This window comes from Streptomyces sp. NPDC090032 (assembly GCF_044748025.1).
Lineage (GTDB): Bacteria > Actinomycetota > Actinomycetes > Streptomycetales > Streptomycetaceae > Streptomyces.
The window spans coordinates 577,477-595,897 of the sequence record NZ_JBIVFF010000001.1; the positions used below are offsets into that span (position 1 = coordinate 577,477).

An 18,421-nucleotide genomic window follows, 5' to 3' on the forward strand; every position below is an offset into this window, starting at 1 on the left:
AGGGTGCGGGATGACGCAGAGTCGGCCTGAAGGAGCCGCCTCGGCCGCCCTGTGGGAACGGAACACGGAGATCGCGGTCGTCGAGCAGGCGCTCGGCGAACTCTGCGGGGACGCGGCGTCGTCGGGCAGCCTCGTCGTGTTCAGGGGCGAAGCAGGCATCGGCAAGACCGCCCTCCTCGAAGAGGTGCGCCGCATCGCGGCGGGACGGGCCACGGTCTGGTCGGCCCGCGGCGGCGAGACCGTCACCTCCGTCCCCTTCAACGTCGTACGCCAGTTGCTACAGCCGGCGCTCCTCGCACTCTCGCAGGAGGAGGCCCGCGAGTACTTCGGCGACTGGTACGAGATCGCCGGTCCCGCCCTCGGGATAGCCGAGCCGGGCGCCCGTCAGGCCGACCCGCAAGGTGTGCGCGACGGACTCGTCGCGGCGGTGTCCCGGCTCGCCCGCCTGCACTGGCCGCTCGTCCTGCTCGTCGACGACGCGCAGTGGGCCGACGAGGAGACCCTCCACTGGCTCGCCGCGTTCGCCGAACGCCTCGACGACCTGCCCGTACTCGTCGTGGTCGCCCACCGCGACGGCGAGGCCACCGCCGCCTCCACCGAACACCTGGAAGCCGTCGGCGCCGCGGCCCGGCCCCGCACCACCCTGCACGCCCTCACCCCCGACGCCACCGCCGGACTCACCCGCGCCACCCTCGGCGCGCACGCCGACGCCCCCTTCTGCCGCGAGGTGTGGGCCGTCACCGGCGGCAACCCGTACGAGACCGTCGAGCTTCTCGCCAAGGTCCAGGACAGCGAACTCGAACCCGCCGAAGGCTCGGCCGGCGAGCTGCGGGCCCTGAACAAGTCGGCGCGCGGCCGCGGTCTGATCGACCGCCTCGAGGGCCTCGGCACCGACGCGACGCGCTTCGCCTGGGCCGCTGCCATCCTCGGCACCCGGATCGCCCACGACCTCGCGGCGCGCCTCGCCGGGATGGCGCCGGGCGAGGCCGGCCGCTGCGCCGTGCGACTGCGCGCCGCCCGCATCCTCACCGACGCGACGTACGAAGACGGCGCCGTGGGGCTGGAGTTCGTGCACCCGCTGATCGCCAGCGCGGTGTACCGCTCGATCCCCCCGGCCACCCGCACCGCCATGCACGGGCAGGCGGCCTGGGCCGTCACGGCCTCGGGCCACGGCGCCGCGGCCGCCTCCCGGCATCTGCTCCAGGTCCACCCGGACGACGACCCCGAGCTCGTCGAGCAGTTGCGCGCGGCGGCCGGTGAACACCTCGCGGTCGGCGCCCCGGAAGCCGCCCGACGCTGTCTGGAGCGTGCGCTCCAGGAGCCGCCGCTGCCCGGCGTACGGTCCCAACTCCTCTACGAGCTGGGCTGCGCCACCCTCCTCACCTCGCCCGCCGTCACCATCGGCCATCTGCGCCAGGCCCTCGACACCGAGCCGGGGCTCGACGGGGAGGCGCGCGTGGACGCCGTGTGCCGGCTGTCCCAGGCCCTCGTCCACAACAACCAGCTGGAAGAGGCGCTGCGCGAGATCGACGCCGAGTCCGCGCGGCTCGACCCTGGTCCGGCCCGCCTGCGCCTGCAGGCCATGCGCTACATGTGGGAGGGCATCCACGCCGGCGAGGAGGACTCCCCGGGCCGCTCCCGCAGCCTCGCCGCGCTCGCGGGCTCCCTCACCGGCCGCGACAACCCCGAGCGGGTCCTGCTCGTCCTGCGTGCCTTCGACGCGATGACCCGCGGCGAGAACGCCGAGGTGGTGGTCGAACTCTGCGACCGCTCGCTCGTCAACGAACGCCTCGCGCCCGGCCTCGGCTGGACCGACCCCGAGTGGGGCTTCGAACTCCTCGCGATGCTCGGCAGCGCCTATCTGTTCGCGGACCGGCTCGACCGCGCGGAGAGCCTGTTCACCGAGGCCGTACGCGCCTACGAGACCGCCGGCTGGAGCGGCGGCCATCTGGCGCTCGCGCACGCCTTCGTCGGCTACGTCCACCGAAGGCGCGGCCGCCTCACCGACGCCGAGGCCGTCCTGCGCGAGAGCCTGCGTCTGGCCGACCGAGTCGGCCGCGGTCTGCCCATGCACTGGGACGCCACGTGCATGCTCATCGACACGCTCGTGGCCCGCGGCCGCATCGGCGAAGCCAGGGAGATCGCCGACCGCTACTCCTTCGGCCCGCCGTACCCCTCCACGATCGTGCTGCCCGACGCGCACTCCGTCCGCGGCCGGCTGCTGATCGCCGCGGGCCGCACGCAGGAGGGCGTCAGCGAGCTGGAGGCGGCGGCCAAGGCGGCCACCGCCCGCGGCGGACACAACACGATCATGGCGCCCTGGGCCTGCGACCTGGCCCGCGCACTCGCCACCGAGGACCCGAAGCGGGCCAGGGAACTCGCCGCCGACGCCCGCCTCCAGGCCGAGCGGTTCGGCACGGACACGGCGATCGGGGAGGCCCTGCGCTGCGAAGCCGCCCTGGAGAGCGGCCAGCGGTCCCTGACCCTCTACGCCAAGTCGGTCACGTACCTCGAAGCGTCCCCCTGCGCGTACGAACACGCGGCGGCCCGCGTCGAGTACGGCATCGCGGCCCGCTCGGTCGCGGAACTCACCCGCGGCCTCGCGCTGGCCAAGGCGTGCGGCGCGGAGGGCCTGGCCGCGCGCGCCCGCGAGGTCCTCGACACGGGACGCGGCCTGCGCTGACCGCCGGGGTACGCGGGCTTCAGCTCGCGGGGTCCTCGCCGCTCTCCTCGGCGAGGACCCGCTGCGCCACCGCGAACGCCGAATTGGCCGCGGGGACACCGCAGTACACGGCGGTCTGCAGGAGTACGGCGCCGATCTCGTCGGGCGTCAGGCCGTTGCGCAGCGCTGCGCGCACGTGCATCGCCAGCTCGTCGTAGTGGCCGTGGGCCACCAGAGCCGTCATGGTGATCATGGAGCGCTCGCGGCGCGCCAGCGTCGGGTCGGTCCAGATCTCGCCCCACGCGTAGCGCGAGATGAAGTCCTGGAAGCGGGCCGTGAACGGGCTCTGCCCGGCCTGCGCGCGGTCGACGTGCGCGTCGCCGAGCACCTGCCTGCGCACCTCCATGCCGCGCCCGGCGCCCCCGCCGAGCTGGGCGCGCAGCGCCGTGATCACGGGTTCGGGGCACTGGGCGGGGGCGAGGTGCGAGGAGCCGGCGATCTCGACGAGCGACGATCCTGCCACCGCGTCGGCGATCTCCCGCAGATGCGCGGGCGGCGTCGCCGGGTCCTCGCGGCCCGCGATCAGCAGGGTGGGGGCCGTGATCGAGGCGAGCTCCGCACGGATGTCGAACGCGGCGAGGGCGTCACAACAGGCGGCGTACGCGCCGGGGTCGGCGGTGCGGTGGTCCTCGATGAGGGCGGGCACGGTGAACCCGGGGGTGAACCAGCGCCGGTCGGCGGTCGCGGCGACCGGGCCGAGCCCCTCGTGGCGGACGAGCGCGGCCCGTTCCTCCCAGGGCTTCGAACCGCCGAAGTGTGCGGACGAGCAGATCACCGCGAGGCTCGTCACCCGCTCCGGGTGGTGGACCGCGAGATGCAGGCCCACCGCACCGCCGAGCGACACCCCCGCGTACGCGAAGCGCTCGATACCGAGGGAGTCGGCGAGGTCCAGGACGAGCCGGGCCAGATCGGCGACGGTCGCGCCGGGGCCGATCAGTTCGGCCGGGGACTTTCCGTGCCCCGGCAGGTCCCAGCGCACCACCCGGTGGGTGACGGACAGTTCGGGCGCGACCGCGTCCCACAGGGCGGTGGAGGTGCCGAGCGAGGGGCCCAGGAGGAGCGGGGGAGCGGTGGCGGGGCCTTCGCCGCGGTGGTGAAGGAGAGGGCCGTGGTCGGGGGATGCAGTGCTCAACGTCGCTCCAGGGCGCGGTCGGTGAGGGTTCCGGCGGAGCCGGTGTATCGGGTGGGGTCGGTGAGGTCGGCCAGGTCGACGCCCTTGAGATCGGGCTCGTCGGCCAGGATCTCGGCGAGCGCCCTGCCCTCGGTGCGGGTGCGCCGCGCCGCCTCGGTGAGCAGGGACTTCGCGCGGGCCCGCCCGAGCAGGGGCGCCAGCTCGGCCGCCAGACGCTCCGAGACGATCAACCCATGGGTGGCGAAAAGGTGTTCATGCATCACGTCCGCGTGGACCTGAAGCCCTTCGGCGAGCTCGGCGGCGTCGCGCGCCGCGCCGCCCACGAGCCGCAGGAGGTCGCGCAGCGGCTCCCACTCCGCGTGCCAGGCACCGGCCGGGCGCTCGTCCTCGGCCGCCATCGACGCGTACAGCGTCGCGGCGAGGGCGGGTGCGCGGCGGGCGGCCGCCGCGACGAGCGTGGCCCGCACCGGGTTCGCCTTGTGCGGCATCGCGGACGAGCCGCCGCCCGAACCCTCGGACAGTTCGCCGATCTCCGTACGGGACAGCGTGAGCACGTCCGCCGCCGGCTTGCCGAGCGCTCCGGCCGTGAAGGCGAGAGCGCCCGCGAGGTCGGCGACCGGGGTGCGCAGCGTGTGCCAGGGCAACGCGGGGGCCAGGAGGCCGAGTTCGGCAGCGTACGCCTCGGTCAGCTCGCCGGCGTTCGTGGCACCGAACACGCCGAACGCCGCCAACGTGCCCGCAGCGCCGCCCAGTTGGACAGGAAGTGAAGCCCGTACGGTGCTCAGCCGGTCGCGTGCGTCGAGGACGAGGGAACGCCAGCCCGCCGCCTTCAGGCCGAACGTCGTCGGCACGGCGTGCTGCGTGAGCGTACGGCCCGGCATGACGGTGTCCCGGTGCGCAGCGGCGAGCCGCCCGAGCGCGCTCTCTGCACGCGCCAAATCCCCGAGCAGCCCGTCGAGCGTCCGGGCCGCGACCAGCATGAGCGCCGTGTCCAGGATGTCCTGGCTGGTGGCGCCCCGGTGGACGTACGCGGAATGCTCCCCGGCCACTGCGGCCGTCAGGTCGGCGACCAGCGGGATCACCGGGTTGCCCCCGGAGCGGGCGCGCAGCGCGAGGTCACGGGCGTCGAAGCGGCCCGCGTCCGCGGCGGCCCGCGTCACCGCGTCCGCTGCTGCCGCGGGCGCCAGGCCCAGGGCGGCCTGCGCCCGGGTGAGCCCCACCTCCGCGTCGAGCAGGCCGAGCAGGACCGCCGCGTCCGAGGTGGCCGACTCGGCGGGGGAGCCTGCCCGGCCGGGGGCGAGCAGTCCGGCGTCGGGATCGGCGTCGGGACCGACGTGTGTCACTGGAACTCCAGGAAGACCGTTTCGCCTTCGCCCTGAAGACGGATGTCGAAACGGTACGTGCGGTGCGCGTCTTCCTGCGGCAGCGCGAGCAGCGTCGCGCGCCGCTCCGCGGGCAGGGAGTCGAGCAGCGGGTCCGGGCCGTCGGCGAGGTAGGCGCGGGTGAACAGGTGGTGCAGCAGCCCGCGCGCGAACACGCACACGCTGACGTAGGGCAGTCCCGCGTTGCCCGGCGGCAGCGTGAAGAGCGCGTAGTGCCCGTCGGCGTCGGTGGCGACCCGGCCGAACCCGGTGAAGTCCGTGCCGTTGCGGCCGAGATGACCGCCGGTCGTGGTGTCGCGGCGCAGTGAGCCCGGCGCCCCGGTCAGTGAGCCGTCGGGCGCGGCCTGCCAGAACTCCAGGATGGCGTCCGGTACCGGCTCGCCGTCGCCGTCGAGCACGTAGCCGTGCAGGGCGATCGTGTCGGGGTGCCCCTTCGGTGCGACCTGCTCGCCCTCGGGGAACGGCAGGGCGTAGCCGTAGAACGGGCCGACGGTGTGCGACGGCGTGGGGAGGAGCTTCTCGGGCACGGGGGGTACGGAGGTCATCGGCCTTCCTCGATCCAGGTGGCGGAGGGACCGTCGAGGACGATGTCCCACTCGTAGCCGAGGGAGAACTCAGGCTGGGACAGGTCGTGGTTGTACGCCGCGACCAGACGGTTTCGGGCAGACTCGTCCGTCACCGACCGCAGGATCGGGTCGTAGCGGAACAGCGGGTCGTTCGGGAAGTACATCTGCGTCACGAGCCGCTGTGTGAACGCGTCGCCGAACAGGGAGAAGTGGATGTGCGCGGGGCGCCAGGCGTTGGTGTGGTTGCGCCACGGGTACGCGCCCGGCTTGACGGTGGTGAAGGAGTAGCGCCCCTGATCATCCGTCAGGGTCCGCCCCACACCGGTGAAGTTGGGGTCGAGCGGCGCCGGGTGCTGGTCGCGCAGATGCGCGTACCGGCCCGACGCGTTCGCCTGCCAGATCTCCACGAGCTGGCCGCGCACGGGGCGGCCGTCGCTGTCGAGCAGCCGTCCGGAGACGGTGATGCGCTCGCCGAGCGGCTCGCCCGCGTGCTGACGCGTCAGGTCCTGGTCGATGTCCGTGATGTCGGTGGCGCCGAAGACGGGCCCGGACAGCTCGACGGTCTCCGGGTCGCCGCCGTGCACGGCGACGAGCGGCTGCTTCGGGTGGCGCAGGAGCGAGCTGCGGTACGGCGCGTAGTCGCGCGCCGGGTGGTGCTGGGCGGGGGCGCCGGCGGCGCGCGCCTTGTCGTACGCGCTCTGGAGGTCCGCGACCTCGACGTCGATGTCCGACTGGGTGAGTGCCATGGTGGGTTCCTGAGTCCTCAGCGTTCGAGGACGAGCGCGAGGCCCTGTCCGACGCCGATGCGGAGGGTGGCGCCGCCGGTGCCGGAACCGGCGGCCTTGAGCTGGTGCGCGACGGATCGGGCGAGCCGCGCGCCGGACGCGCCGGGCAGGCGGCCGATCGCGATGACGCCGGCGCGCGGGTCGAGGATCGCGGGGCCGAACTCGGGCCTGTCGGCGACGTGGCCGAACGCGGGCCGCTCGGCGACGTGGACGTCCTTCATCGGGCTTCCCCCGGGACGCGGACCTTGGCGGCGGTCCTCGCGGTGACGTCGTCGACGGCGACGCCGGGGGCCAGTTCGACGAGTTCGAGCCCGTCGGCGGTGACGTCGAGGACGCAGAGGTCGGTGATGACGCGGTCGACGCAGGCCTTGCCGGTCAGCGGCAGGGAGCAGTCCTCGACGATCTTGGGGGTGCCGTCCTTGGCGGTGTGGGTCATGGCGACGATGACCGTCCGCGCGCCGTGGACGAGGTCCATGGCCCCGCCGATGCCGGTGATCATCTTGCCGGGGACGGCCCAGTTGGCGAGGTCGCCGCGGGCGGAGACCTGCATGGCGCCCAGGACGGCGACGTCGATGTGGCCGCCGCGGATCATGCCGAAGGAGAGCGCCGAGTCGAAGTAGGAGGCGCCGGGCAGGACGGTGACGGTCTCCTTGCCGGCGTTGATCAGATCGGGGTCGACCTCGTCGTCGGTGGGGTAGGGGCCGACGCCCAGGATGCCGTTCTCGGATTCGAGGATCACTTCGACGCCGGGCGGCAGGTGGTTGGGGATGAGGGTCGGCAGGCCGATCCCGAGGTTGACGTACTGGCCGTCGCGCAGCTCGCGTGCGGCGCGTGCGGCCATCTCTTCGCGGGTCCAGGCCATCAGCCGCTCACCGTTCCTCGTGCCGGAGGCGCGGAGACGGTGCGCCGTTCGATCTGCTTGTCCGTGGCCTGTTCGGGCGTGAGGACGACGACGCGCTGGACGAAGACGCCGGGCAGATGCACGGCGTCGGGGTCGATCTCGCCGGGTTCGACGAGTTCCTCCACCTCGGCGATGGTGATGCGTCCGGCCATCGCGGCGAGGGGGTTGAAGTTGCGGGCGGACTTGTTGAACACGAGGTTCCCGTGGCGGTCGCCCTGTGCGGCGCGCACGAGGGCGTAGTCGGTGCGGATGCCGTGTTCGAGGACGTGGTCCGTGCCGTCGAAGGTGCGGACCTCCTTGGGCGGGGACGCCAGAGCGACACCGCCCTGGCCGTCGTAGCGCCAGGGGAGCCCGCCCTCGGCGACCTGGGTGCCGACGCCGGCGGGGGTGTAGAAGGCGGGGATGCCCGCGCCGCCGGCCCGCAGCCGCTCCGCGAGCGTGCCCTGCGGGATCATCTCTACCTCGACCTCGCCGGACAGGTACTGACGGGCGAACTCCTTGTTGGCGCCGATGTACGACCCGGTGACCCGGGCGATCCGCCCCGCGGCGAGCAGCACGGCCAGGCCCGAGTCCATCGCCCCGCAGTTGTTGGAGACCACGCTCAGGCCCGTGGTGCCGCGCTCGTGGAGCGCGCCGATGAGCACGTTCGGTACGCCGACCAGACCGAACCCGCCGACCGCGAGGGACGCCCCGTCCCCCACGTCGGCGACCGCTTCCGCTGCCGTCGCCACCACCTTGTCCATACGGGCCAGCCTCTCCGTGAACCTGAAATGCTCAGCGCACTGAGCATTTGTGTGACTGGCGCTTACGGTGCCACCGCGTGCCCGCACCGTCAATAGCCCAGGGTAGCGACGGTCGGAGTGGGGGAGTCGGCTCGACACGGGCTGCTCTATGGTCGAGTATTGGTCAGTACACGCCCGAAAAAAGACCGGAGGTCCGCGATGGCCGCGGTGGATCTGACCACCCACCCGGGGCACCTGGCCCGGCGCCTCCAGCAGGCCCACTACCTGCTGTGGAACACGATGGTCTCCGAGGAGATCACCTCACCGCAGTTCGCCGTCCTGAACGCGCTCGTCGCCGAGCCCGGCCTCGATCAGCGCACCGTGGGCGAGCGCGTCGGCCTCGACCGCTCGACCATCGCCGAGGTCATCAGCCGCCTCGGCCGCCGCGGGTTGATCGACAAGGTGCGCGACCCGCAGGACGGCCGCCGCTCCCTGCTGCGCCTCACGGACGACGGGACGCGTGTCCACCGCAAACTGACGGTGCGCACGGCCCGGATGAACCAGATCTTCCTCGCCCCGCTGTCCGCCGACGAGCAGACCGTGTTCTTCGACCTGATCCAGCGCGTCTCGGAAGCGGCCGAGGGGCTCCGCAATCCGACGGAGCCGCTCGCGAAGGCCTGACGGCGGCGTCCCGGTACGAGCCGGAGGTCTCATCACCGCTCGGCGAAGCAAACCCGGGCGTCCCGGCACGAGTCGGAGGGCTCACCGCTCGGCGAAGAGAACCCACACCTGACCGCGCGCGAACGTCATCCGCTTGCCGTCGGCCGCCGTCGTGAACTGCGTGCCGTCGGCCGCCGACCGCCGCTCCCACCGGACGTCGTACGCCCGCCCGTCCCGCAGTACCGTCGCCTTGCCCGAACCCACGGTGTCGGAGAGCGGTGACGTGTTCCCCGAGCGGTCGTGGAACCGCGAACCGCGGACATCGACGTACTGGACCACGACGGTCGAAGCGTTCAGCGCCCCGCCGTCCGTCGTGCGCGCCCGGGTGCCGTCCATCGACACCTGCCAACTCCCGCTCTGCGCAGACCAGTTGAAGCTGAAGCGCGCCGCCGGGAAGCGCACGGTGAGGGCGTTCTTCGCCTGCCCGCCCGCCGGGCGCGCTCCGAACGTGACCCCGGCCGCCGCCAGCGCGCCCGCCCGCGGCGTCACGCCCAGCTTGCCGGGTCGGAGGTAGAGGTTGTGCGGCGCGGGCTTGTCGCTGCCGCGGAAGTACGCCGCCGCCGGTGCCTTGCCGGGCGGGAGCGCGTTGAGCGGGGCATCGGCGATCAGCGGCAGGAGCTTCGACTGTGCGCCCGAGAAGGCGAGCGTGGGGTGGTCGAACTGCCGCAGGAGTTCGAGATCGGTCTCGCGGGCGCTGCGCACCGGGCCGACCACGGGCGGCGGCTCGGTCGCGTACACGGCCATCAGCCGGCTCAGGCCGCTCTCCACCTGCTCGGCGTAGATGATGTCGGCCCGTCCGATTCCGGTCTGCGGGCGTGCGGGACCCACGTTGTCGATCTTCACCGCGAGGACGGGGCCACGGGATGCGTCCCCGGTGGGGTTCGCGGAGTGGCCGTCCGGCGGGTGTCCGTCGCCCACCGTGCACCCTGCGGCCGTCGCGGCCAGGACCGCGGCGACGATCACGGCCCGCCGTACGCGCGTCACCCGCATCCGTCGTATTCGCACGCGGGACTGATACCCGCCCGGCGGCGGATCGATCAGTTCCGGTCGAATGTGTTCGAAATACTTGGTGGGACTCGCGTGAGCCGACGCCCGCGCCGCCCGGAGGGGCGCCCGGCGCGGTTGCGCCTCACCGGCGGGCGGTGAGGATGGTACGGGGGGAAGCCCCGGGGGCGAACACCAGCCGCTGCCGGCGAGGCCACGCGAACAGGGCGCACGGGCGCCCGCGACATGGAGTCGACATGACCGATCTTCCTCCTCCGCTCACGCCCTACCTCGAACCCGCCGCGAAGGAACTGTGTGAGGCCACGGACCCGCATCCGCGGCTCTACGAGGTCCCCCCGGAGAAGGGCCGCGACATCCTGCTCGGCCTGCAGAGCGACCCGAGCGTGCCCCGTCCCGAGGTCGACGAGGAGTGGGTCGACGTGGACGCGGGCGAGTGGGGCACGGTCCGCACCCGGATCATCCGGCCCAAGGGGGCCACCGGCTCACTGCCGGTGGTGTTCTACATCCACGGTGCCGGCTGGGTCTTCGGCGACGACAAGACCCACGACCGCATCTTCCGCGAACTCGCCGTCGGCGCCGGGGCGGCGGGCGTCTTCCCCGTCTACGACCGCGCGCCCGAGGCGAAGTACCCCACCCAGGTCGAGCAGAACTACGCCGTGGGCCAGTGGGTCGTGGAGCACGGCGCGGAGCACGGCCTGGACGCGTCGCGGATCGCGGTCGCCGGAGACTCGGTCGGCGGCTGCATGTCCGCCGTCTTCGCGCTGATGAACACGGAGCGCGGCGGGATCGACCTCAAGGCACAGGTCCTGCTGTACCCGGTGACCGACGCCGACTTCGACACCTCGTCGTACCTCCAGTTCGCCGAGGGCTACTACCTCACCCGCGACGGCATGAAGTGGTTCTGGGACGCCTACACCAGTGACCCCGCCCAGCGCGCCGAGGTGCACGCCTCCCCGCTCAAGGCCTCCCTGGACCAGCTACGGGGACTGCCCACCACGCTGGTCGTCACCGACGAGGCCGACGTGCTGCGCGACGAGGGCGAGCACTACGCCAACAGGCTCCGCGAGGCCGGCGTGGACGTGACCTCCGTCCGCGTGGCCGGCATGGTCCACGACTTCCTCCTCCTGGACAGCCTGCGCGACACCCGCGCCGCCAACGTCGCCCGCAAGCTCGCCATCGACGCCCTGCGAACGGCCCTGCACGACGACTGAGACCGCTCCACCGCACCGGCGGCCCGCGCTCCCCAAGTGTTGACGGTGCTTACATGGCGGGTTGGCCTCGGCGCCGCGCGAGGCCGACAGCCAGGCACGGTGGCGGCACAGCGCCCCGCGCACATCTGCTGGCGCAGCACATCCGCTAGCGCAGGACATCCGCGAGGTCGTACCGCACCGGCTCGTCCAGCTGTGCGTACGTGCAGCTCTCGGGCGTCCGGTCCGGGCGCCAGCGGCGGAAGCGCGCCGTGTGGCGAAAGCGCGCGCCGTTCTCCATGTGCTCGTACGCCACCTCGGCGACGAGCCGCGGCTCCAGGGGTACCCACGACAGGTCCTTCTTGCCGGTCCAGCGGCTCGTCGCGCCGGGCAGGCGGGCCTTCTCGTGCGCCGACTCCTCGGTCCAGGCGGCCCACGGATGGTCCTCGGCGGACTCGAGCCGCAGCGGCTCCAGCTCCGCGATCAGCTCCGTACGCCGCTTCATCGTGAACGCCGCGCACACCCCCACGTGCTGGAGAACGCCCTCGTCGTCGTACAGGCCGAGCAGCAGGGAGCCGACCACCGGGCCGCTCTTGTGGAAGCGGTAGCCGGCCACGACGCAGTCCGCGGTCCGCTCGTGCTTGATCTTGAACATCAGGCGTTCGTTCTCGCGGTAGCGCAGGTCGAAGGGTTTGGCGATCACCCCGTCGAGGCCCGCGCCCTCGTACTGCTCGAACCACGTCTGCGCCAGCTCGGCGTCGGTCGTCGAGGGGGCCAGGTGGACGGGCGGCGTCACGCCGGACAGGGCCTCGGCCAGGCGGGACCGGCGGTCCACCATGGGTGTGTCCATCAGCGACTCGTCGCCGAGGGCCAGTACGTCGAACGCCACGAACGACGCCGGGGTCCGCTCCGCCAGTGTCTTCACCCGGGAGGCGGCCGGATGGATGCGTTCGGTGAGCGCGTCGAAGTCGAGCCGGCCGTCCCGGGCGATCACGATCTCGCCGTCCAGGACACAGCGCTCGGGCAGCCGGTCGAGGAGGGCGGCGACCAGCTCGGGGAAGTAGCGGGTCAGGGGCTTGCCCGTGCGGCTGCCGATCTCCAGGCCGGCGCCGTCCCGGAACACGATCGCGCGGAAGCCGTCCCACTTCGCCTCGTAACTCATCCCCGGCGGGATCTTCGCGACGGACTTGGCGAGCATCGGCTTCACGGGCGGCATCACCGGCAGATCCATGACCATGAGCCGATTCTGACGCGATACGCGGGCACCCGCCCGGTGTGCGCCCGGTGTGCGCACGACGGCCGATACGCCTAGCGTGACCCGCATGGGCAAGTCGAACGGTGCGGCCGTGGAGCTGGAGGCGGGGGAGCGGACGGTCCGCCTGTCCAGCCCCGACCGGGTCATGTTCCCGGAGCCCGGCTACACCAAGCTCGACCTCGCCCGCTACTTCCTCTCCGTCGGACCCGGCATCGTGCGCGCCCTGCGCGACCGCCCCACCACCCTCCAGCGCTACCCCGAGGGCCTGGACGGCGAGTCCTTCTACCAGAAGCGCGCCGCGAAGAACCTGCCCGACTGGATCCCCACCGGCACCATCACCTTCCCCAGCGGGCGCCACGCGGACGAGATGTGCCCCACCGAGATCGCCGCCGTCATCTGGGCGGCCCAGTACGGCACCCTCACCTTCCACCCCTGGCCCGTCCGGCGCGCGCATCCCGACCACCCCGACGAACTGCGCATCGACCTCGACCCGCAGCCCGGCACCGACTACACCGACGCCGTCCGCGCCGCCCACGAGCTGCGCTCCGTCCTCCACGACTTCGGCGGCCTGCGTGGCTGGCCCAAGACGTCCGGCGGCCGCGGCCTGCATGTCTTCGTGCCGATCGCCCCGCACTGGACGTTCGTGGAGGTGCGCCGCGCGGCCATCGCCTGCGGCCGCGAGCTGGAGCGCCGTATGCCCGACCGCGTCACCACCGCCTGGTGGAAGGAGGAGCGCGGCGAGCGCATCTTCGTCGACTTCAACCAGACCGCACGCGACCGCACCATCGCCTCCGCCTACTCGGTACGGCCGCGCCCGAACGCCCCCGTCTCCGCGCCGCTGCGCTGGGACGAGGTCGACGACGCGCGCCCGGCCGACTTCGACATCGGTTCCATGCCGGCCCGCTACGCCGAAGTCGGTGACGTCCACGAGGACATGGACGAGCACGCCTTCCGGCTCGACGCGCTCCTCGAACTCGCCGACCAGGACGAACGGGACCGCGGCCTCGGCGACATGCCGTACCCGCCCGAGTACCCGAAGATGCCGGGCGAGCCGAAGCGGGTACAGCCGAGCCGGGCCAGACACGAGGACTGACCCGGCTCGACTCCCTCAACTCACCTGCGGATACTGCCTGTCAGAGTTCCACGAGCTGTCACAGCTCCTTGACGCGGATGTCCCGGTACGAGATGACATCCGTCGTGCTGTGGACCTGGAGCCCGACATAGCCGGAGGAGAACCGCCGGCCGTCCGTGCCCGGGTCGTCCCCGCGCGGCGGCTCGAAGACCTGCCCGCCGGTGTTGTCGAACTCGTTGATCAGGACGCCGTTGCGCAGGACCGAGAAGTGCTGGCCGACCACACGGATCTCGTAGTCGTTCCAGGTGCCCTTCTGGGTGACCCCCGCACCCGCGAGACCCACGCGGTCGAAGCCGTAGATCGAACCGGTCTTGTACATGTCGCCGTCAGGACGGTCGAGGACCTGCACCTCGTGCCCGTACTTGATGGCGACCCACTCCGGCCGCGACTCCTCCGGGTGGTCGTGGACCTGCGGGAAGCGCACGAAGACACCGCCGTTGGCGTTGCCCGTGCCCGGCGCGTCGTCCCGCCACTGGAGCTTCAGCGAGAAGTCGCCGTACTTGCGCTGCGGGAACCACAGCATGCCCATGCCCTCGACCGTGGTGCTCGACGTGATCGAGCCGTCCGCGTTCAGGCCGAACTTGCCGCCGCCGACCTGCTCCCACTTGTCGAGCGAGCCCTGCGTGCCGTCGAAGATCTTGCGATAGCCCTCGGTCTGGCCGGGCTTGCCGATCCCCGACTGCTTGGCGGCGCGGTTGATCTTGTTGTACTCGCGCTGGTCGATCACGCCTTCCTTGAGGAGCTTGTCGGTGACGGTCTTGACGTGCTTGAGGAAGAGGGCCTGCGAGGTCCACTCCCGCTCGTCCTCGATCAACTCGTTGATCCGGCACCGGTTGTTGGTGACCCGGTTCGGGATGCCCGTGTCGACCGTGCCGACGATCACCGTCAGCCGCTCGTCGTACTCGGCGCAGTCGGGCGCCGGGACGCCGCCGCCCGTCGTGACCGTGAAGGCCTCCGACTTCGCCCCGGACGTGTTGCCGGCCTTGTCGCTCGCCCGGTACGCGACCGTGTGCGCGCCCGCCCGGTCCACCACGACCGGCGCGGTGTACGCGAGGTAGGGGCCCGCGTCGAGCGAATACTCGATCTTGTCGACGCCCGATTCGGCGTCCGTCGCGGAGACCGTCACCTTGGCGCTCTTGAGGTACGCGCCGTCGGAGTTCTTCTCGCCGTCGACCTTGGCCGACACCTCGGGCGGCGTCTTGTCCTGCACGGGCGGTGCGACCACGGTGAAGTCGACCGACTTCTCGGCGGCCTGGTTCCCCGCCTTGTCCGCGGCACGGTAGCGGACCGTGTGCGAGCCCACCTCGTGCACCATCACCGGCGAGGTGTACGGCTGCCACGCACCGTCCGGACCCACCGCGTATTCAATGGAGTTGACGCCGGACCCGGTGTCGGAGGCCGTCACCGTGACCGTCGCCATCGACAGGTACTCACCCTTGTCGTTCTTCTCGCCGCTGACCGTCGCCGAGGTCTCCGGCGGGGTCTTGTCGTCCGTCGACGGCGCGACCACGGTGAAGTCGACCGACTTCTCCGCCGCCACGTTCCCCGCCTTGTCGGACGCCCGGTAGCGGACCTTGTGCGTGCCGACCTGGTCGACGACCACCGCGGTCGTGTACGGCTGCCAGGCGCCGTCGGCGCCCACCGCGTACTCGACCTTGTCGACACCGGAGCCCGCGTCCGTCGCCGTCACACTGACCGACGCCGAACCGACGTACTCGCCCTTGTCGTTCTTCTGCCCGTCGACCTTCGCCGAGGTCTCCGGAGCGGCCGTGTCCTCGCCGCCGCCCTCGGTCACGACGAGGATGCCCTGCATGCCCTCGTGGCCGGGGATCGTGCAGTGGTAGCGGTAACGGCCGGGGGTCAGGGTGACGTCGACCGAGTGCTTTCCGCCCTCACTGTCGTTCGGGTTGGCCAGGATGTTCACCGACACGTCGTTGTTGTACTCGGGGTCCGACGTGTCGAACGTCAGCGTGTGCGGCATGCCCATGGTGTTGCCGGTCGCCGCGCTGTTCTCGAAGACGATCGTCGTCGCGCCCGCCACCGCTGTGGTCGGCGCCGAGGCGTACTTGGTGATGTCGTCGCTGCCCGTCCAGTTCAGGACCTGCTGGGCCGCGGCGACCGGGGCGTCCTGCCCGAACGCGACGGGGGAGCCGAGTCCGAGCATCAGCAGCACGGCGGCGAACAGCGCCGTCCACAGTCTTCGCCGGTTCTTGGTGCGCATCCTCATCACTGCGCCTTCCTGGCCAGGTCACCGGCCGCAGGGGTCGCCTCGCCGCCCGTGTAAGTCACCTTCCACAGGGCGGACTTGGGGTCCGAGGTGAAGAAGCCGCGGCCGTAGTCGAGGACGTAGAGCGCGCCGTCGGGGCCGAACTTCCAGTCCATGAGGTTCTTGATGCCGTCGTTGCCGACCGGCACGATCTTCTTGAGGTTCTCGGCGTGCACCGGGATGCCGCCGTCACCGGCCGTCTTCGGGTCCATGATCACCGCGTGCCGCGGCTGCGTGGCGTCGTAGAAGTCACCGACGAACCACTTGCCGTCCCAGTAGCTCGGCCACTTGTCCGCGTTCGGGATCGACGCGTCGTAGCGGTAGACGGGCCCGTCCATCGCGGCCTGTCCGCCGCCCTGCAGCCACGGCAGGAGGTACTTGGCCTCCTCCTTCTTGTACGAGGGGACGCCGTTGGCGTCACGCGGGTAGTCCGGCGCCCCGCCCTGCGGCGAGTACCAGATGTTGTTGCCGGTCACCGGCGGCAGGTTGACGAGACCGTCGTTGTTCGGCGACTCGTTCTTCGGGTGGTCGCAGTCGTACCAGCCGAGCGGCTTCGTCGGGTCCGGCAGATTGCGGTCGCGGTAGGGCTGCTTGTTGCCCATGCAGTACGGCCAGCCACGGTTGGACGCCTTGGTGATGACGGCGAACGTGTCGTACTTCGCCGGCCCCCAGGTCGTCGACGGCTCACCGGCGTCAGGTCCGACCCAGCCCGCGTACAGCGTGTCGGTCTTCTTGTCGACGGAGATGCGCGCCGGGTTGCGGACACCCATCACATAGATCTCGCCGCGTGTCTTGCCGCCGCCCTCCGCGGTCTCCTTGCCCGTGAAGAGGTTGCCCTCCGGCAGCGTGTACGTGCCGTCGGCCTCCGGGTGGATGCGCAGGATCTTGCCGTTGAGATTGTTGGTGTTGCCGGCGGTGCGGCGCGCGTCGGCGAAGGAGACGCCCTTGTAGTTGGGCTGCGGGTTGTTGCCCGAGTAACCGTCACTGAAGCCGCTGGAGTTGTTGTCGCCGGTCGCGATGTACAGGTTCCCCTTGGAGTCCCAGGCCATCCCGCCGCCCGCGTGGCAGCAACTGTGCACCTGAACCGGCCACTTGAGCAGCACCTTCTCGCTGCCCATGTCCAGCTTGTTCGTGGTCAGGTCGAGTGTGAAGCGCGAGACGCGGCGCTCGGCCATCTGCTTGTCCCGGTCGAGCTGGGAGTGCGGGGTGTAGTGCAGATACACATACCCGTTCTGCTCGAACTTCGGGTCGAGCTCGATGCCGAGCAGACCCTCCTCGACCTTGGTCAGCTCGTCGCCGCCGCCCTTGTTGCCGAAGACGGTCAGCGCCCCTGCCTGGGTGACCTTCTTGGTCTTCGGGTCGTAGACGTGGATCGCGCCCTTGCCCTTGCCGACGTCGGGGTTGCTCCAGTCGGTGATCACCGGCTGCGAGGAGTCGGCGCCGCCGCGGCCGATGTAGAGGATGCGTCCGTCGGGAGCGGTGACCAGGCCGTGCGGCTCGCCGATCTGGTCGTTCTGCCCCGCCTGGTTGGGCTGAGTGAGTCGCTCGGCCTTGTAGTTGGAGTCGATCGCGGCCTTGCAGTCGGCGCGCACGATACGGCTCGTCCACAGCAGGGCGCCGCGCAGGTGCGACTGGAAGTCCACCTCGTCGTAACTGGAGGCCGTGCCGCCCATGCCCGTGTAGAAGGAGCGCCCGCCGTCGTAGTCGCGGCACCAGGACACCGGGTGGTCCGCGCCGTTGGCGCTCGCGCCCGGCTGGTACGTCGACTCACGGACCCGGGCCACGGTGTGCACCGAACCGGACGGGTTCTTCTCCCAGTTCAGCCACTGGTCGGGGCGCTTCCACTGGACGGGAAGGTCCTTGGTGGCCGGATGCTGGCGGTCACCGACCTCGACGGTGGCGCGCTGGACGTTCGCCGGGCTGGAATCGGCCGGACGCGCGCCGATCAGACCGGTGAACCAGTCCGAGTACGGCTCGGCGCGGGCCGCGTCGTGGATGCCGACGAACCCGCCGCCGGCCTCCATGAACGACTCGAGGCCCGCCTCCTGGTCAGGGTCGAGCACGTCGCCGCCGCCGGTCAGGAAGACGACCGCGTTGAACCGGCCCAGCTTGGTGGCGTTGGTGAACACGGACGCGTCGTCCGTCGCCGTGATCTTGAAGCGCTGGGCGGCGGGACCGCTCTGGCCGATCTTCTCGATCGCCGCGATCCCCGCGTTGACCACCGGTGACTCGTCGCCGCCCGCGGCGGAGCCGTAGTACACCAGGACGCGCACGTTCGCCCCGCCCGGAGGCGAGGGCAGGGACATCGTTGTCACGGATGGTTCCGGGAACGGACGCGCGCTGGCGGCGGGTCCGGTGAGCAGCCCGGTGGCGACCGCCCCGGACGCCAGGACCGCGGCGACTGCGCGGCGTCGTCTGCGTCTGTCTCTGTCCAACCCTCTTACGCCCAAGGGTTTTTGATGCGGCGTGGACCGCATGAGTTCACCCACCCCTCGTCGGTCACAGGTACGGCGCGGACGAAGCTAGACCTCTTTTCGCGGCTCGCCAATAGGTACGGCCGCAATGGCACGAACTTTGTCCTGAGTGTGGATAAACGAAGATCACCCGGTTACCGTCTCTCTGGCCGTCACGAGAGGCCCTCGTGGC

14 protein-coding genes and 1 pseudogene are annotated in these 18,421 nt (G+C 71.6%); 4 read left to right on the plus strand and 11 right to left on the minus strand.

Annotation, left to right across the window (positions count from 1 at the left end):
- Positions 1 to 10: 10 nt before the first annotated feature.
- Positions 11 to 2,683, plus strand: coding sequence for an ATP-binding protein (locus ACIPWY_RS02510; protein ID WP_393704351.1), 2,673 nt, complete (start codon positions 11 to 13; stop codon positions 2,681 to 2,683).
- Between the two features lie 19 nt (positions 2,684 to 2,702).
- Here ACIPWY_RS02510 and pcaD read toward each other — a convergent pair whose 3' ends face one another.
- The 7 genes and pseudogenes from pcaD to ACIPWY_RS02545 all read right to left on the minus strand — a co-directional run bounded on the left by pcaD (position 2,703) and on the right by ACIPWY_RS02545 (position 8,231).
- A complete protein-coding gene (gene pcaD / locus ACIPWY_RS02515; RefSeq protein ID WP_393704353.1) occupies positions 2,703 to 3,854 on the minus strand; it encodes a 3-oxoadipate enol-lactonase in 1,152 nt (383 codons plus the stop codon).
- A complete protein-coding gene (pcaB, locus tag ACIPWY_RS02520; protein WP_393704355.1) occupies positions 3,851 to 5,197 on the minus strand; it encodes a 3-carboxy-cis,cis-muconate cycloisomerase in 1,347 nt (448 codons plus the stop codon). Before pcaB ends, pcaD begins: the two co-directional genes overlap by 4 nt.
- The gene (pcaG, locus tag ACIPWY_RS02525) at positions 5,194 to 5,781 is read right to left on the minus strand and encodes a protocatechuate 3,4-dioxygenase subunit alpha (RefSeq protein ID WP_393704357.1); all 588 of its coding nucleotides are present in this window, start codon (positions 5,779 to 5,781) and stop codon (positions 5,194 to 5,196) included. The genes pcaB and pcaG overlap by 4 nt, the downstream gene beginning before the upstream one ends.
- Positions 5,778 to 6,548 carry a protocatechuate 3,4-dioxygenase subunit beta gene (gene pcaH, locus ACIPWY_RS02530; RefSeq protein ID WP_362901800.1) on the minus strand — a complete coding sequence of 257 codons (771 nt, stop codon included), beginning with the start codon at positions 6,546 to 6,548 and terminating at the stop codon, positions 5,778 to 5,780. The genes pcaG and pcaH overlap by 4 nt, the downstream gene beginning before the upstream one ends.
- Positions 6,549 to 6,565: 17 nt before the next feature.
- A pseudogene (locus tag ACIPWY_RS02535) lies at positions 6,566 to 6,772 on the minus strand (3-oxoadipyl-CoA thiolase); the annotation flags it as partial.
- 32 nt (positions 6,773 to 6,804) lie between these two features.
- The gene (locus ACIPWY_RS02540) at positions 6,805 to 7,449 is read right to left on the minus strand and encodes a CoA transferase subunit B (protein ID WP_362901802.1); all 645 of its coding nucleotides are present in this window, start codon (positions 7,447 to 7,449) and stop codon (positions 6,805 to 6,807) included.
- Positions 7,449 to 8,231, minus strand: a complete 783-nt coding sequence (locus ACIPWY_RS02545; RefSeq protein ID WP_362901804.1) for a CoA transferase subunit A — start codon at positions 8,229 to 8,231, stop codon at positions 7,449 to 7,451. Before ACIPWY_RS02545 ends, ACIPWY_RS02540 begins: the two co-directional genes overlap by 1 nt.
- A gap of 198 nt (positions 8,232 to 8,429) precedes the next feature.
- Here ACIPWY_RS02545 and ACIPWY_RS02550 point away from each other — a divergent pair, with 198 nt between their 5' ends.
- Entirely contained in the window at positions 8,430 to 8,891 is a 462-nt protein-coding gene (locus ACIPWY_RS02550; protein WP_362901805.1) for a MarR family transcriptional regulator, read from the plus strand.
- 81 nt (positions 8,892 to 8,972) lie between these two features.
- Here ACIPWY_RS02550 and ACIPWY_RS02555 read toward each other — a convergent pair whose 3' ends face one another.
- Positions 8,973 to 9,920, minus strand: coding sequence for a DUF3048 domain-containing protein (locus tag ACIPWY_RS02555; protein WP_393704485.1), 948 nt, complete (start codon positions 9,918 to 9,920; stop codon positions 8,973 to 8,975).
- 251 nt (positions 9,921 to 10,171) lie between these two features.
- Between ACIPWY_RS02555 and ACIPWY_RS02560 the strand changes: the two genes are divergently transcribed.
- Positions 10,172 to 11,146 carry an alpha/beta hydrolase gene (locus ACIPWY_RS02560; protein WP_393704360.1) on the plus strand — a complete coding sequence of 325 codons (975 nt, stop codon included), beginning with the start codon at positions 10,172 to 10,174 and terminating at the stop codon, positions 11,144 to 11,146.
- A 145-nt stretch (positions 11,147 to 11,291) separates the two neighbouring features.
- Here ACIPWY_RS02560 and ACIPWY_RS02565 read toward each other — a convergent pair whose 3' ends face one another.
- Entirely contained in the window at positions 11,292 to 12,353 is a 1,062-nt protein-coding gene (locus ACIPWY_RS02565; RefSeq protein ID WP_362902070.1) for an ATP-dependent DNA ligase, read from the minus strand.
- Between the two features lie 91 nt (positions 12,354 to 12,444).
- On the opposite strand from ACIPWY_RS02565, the gene ligD reads away from it, so the two are divergent.
- On the plus strand, positions 12,445 to 13,470 hold the full coding sequence (gene ligD, locus ACIPWY_RS02570) for a non-homologous end-joining DNA ligase (protein WP_362901809.1): 1,026 nt from the start codon (positions 12,445 to 12,447) through the stop codon (positions 13,468 to 13,470).
- Between the two features lie 58 nt (positions 13,471 to 13,528).
- On the opposite strand, the gene ACIPWY_RS02575 is transcribed toward ligD, so the two are convergent.
- Both ACIPWY_RS02575 and ACIPWY_RS02580 read right to left on the minus strand, forming a co-directional pair.
- Positions 13,529 to 15,730, minus strand: coding sequence for an OmpL47-type beta-barrel domain-containing protein (locus ACIPWY_RS02575; RefSeq protein ID WP_393704487.1), 2,202 nt, complete (start codon positions 15,728 to 15,730; stop codon positions 13,529 to 13,531).
- 5 nt (positions 15,731 to 15,735) lie between these two features.
- Entirely contained in the window at positions 15,736 to 18,252 is a 2,517-nt protein-coding gene (locus ACIPWY_RS02580) for a ThuA domain-containing protein (RefSeq protein WP_393704362.1), read from the minus strand.
- Between the last annotated feature and the right edge of the window lie 169 nt (positions 18,253 to 18,421).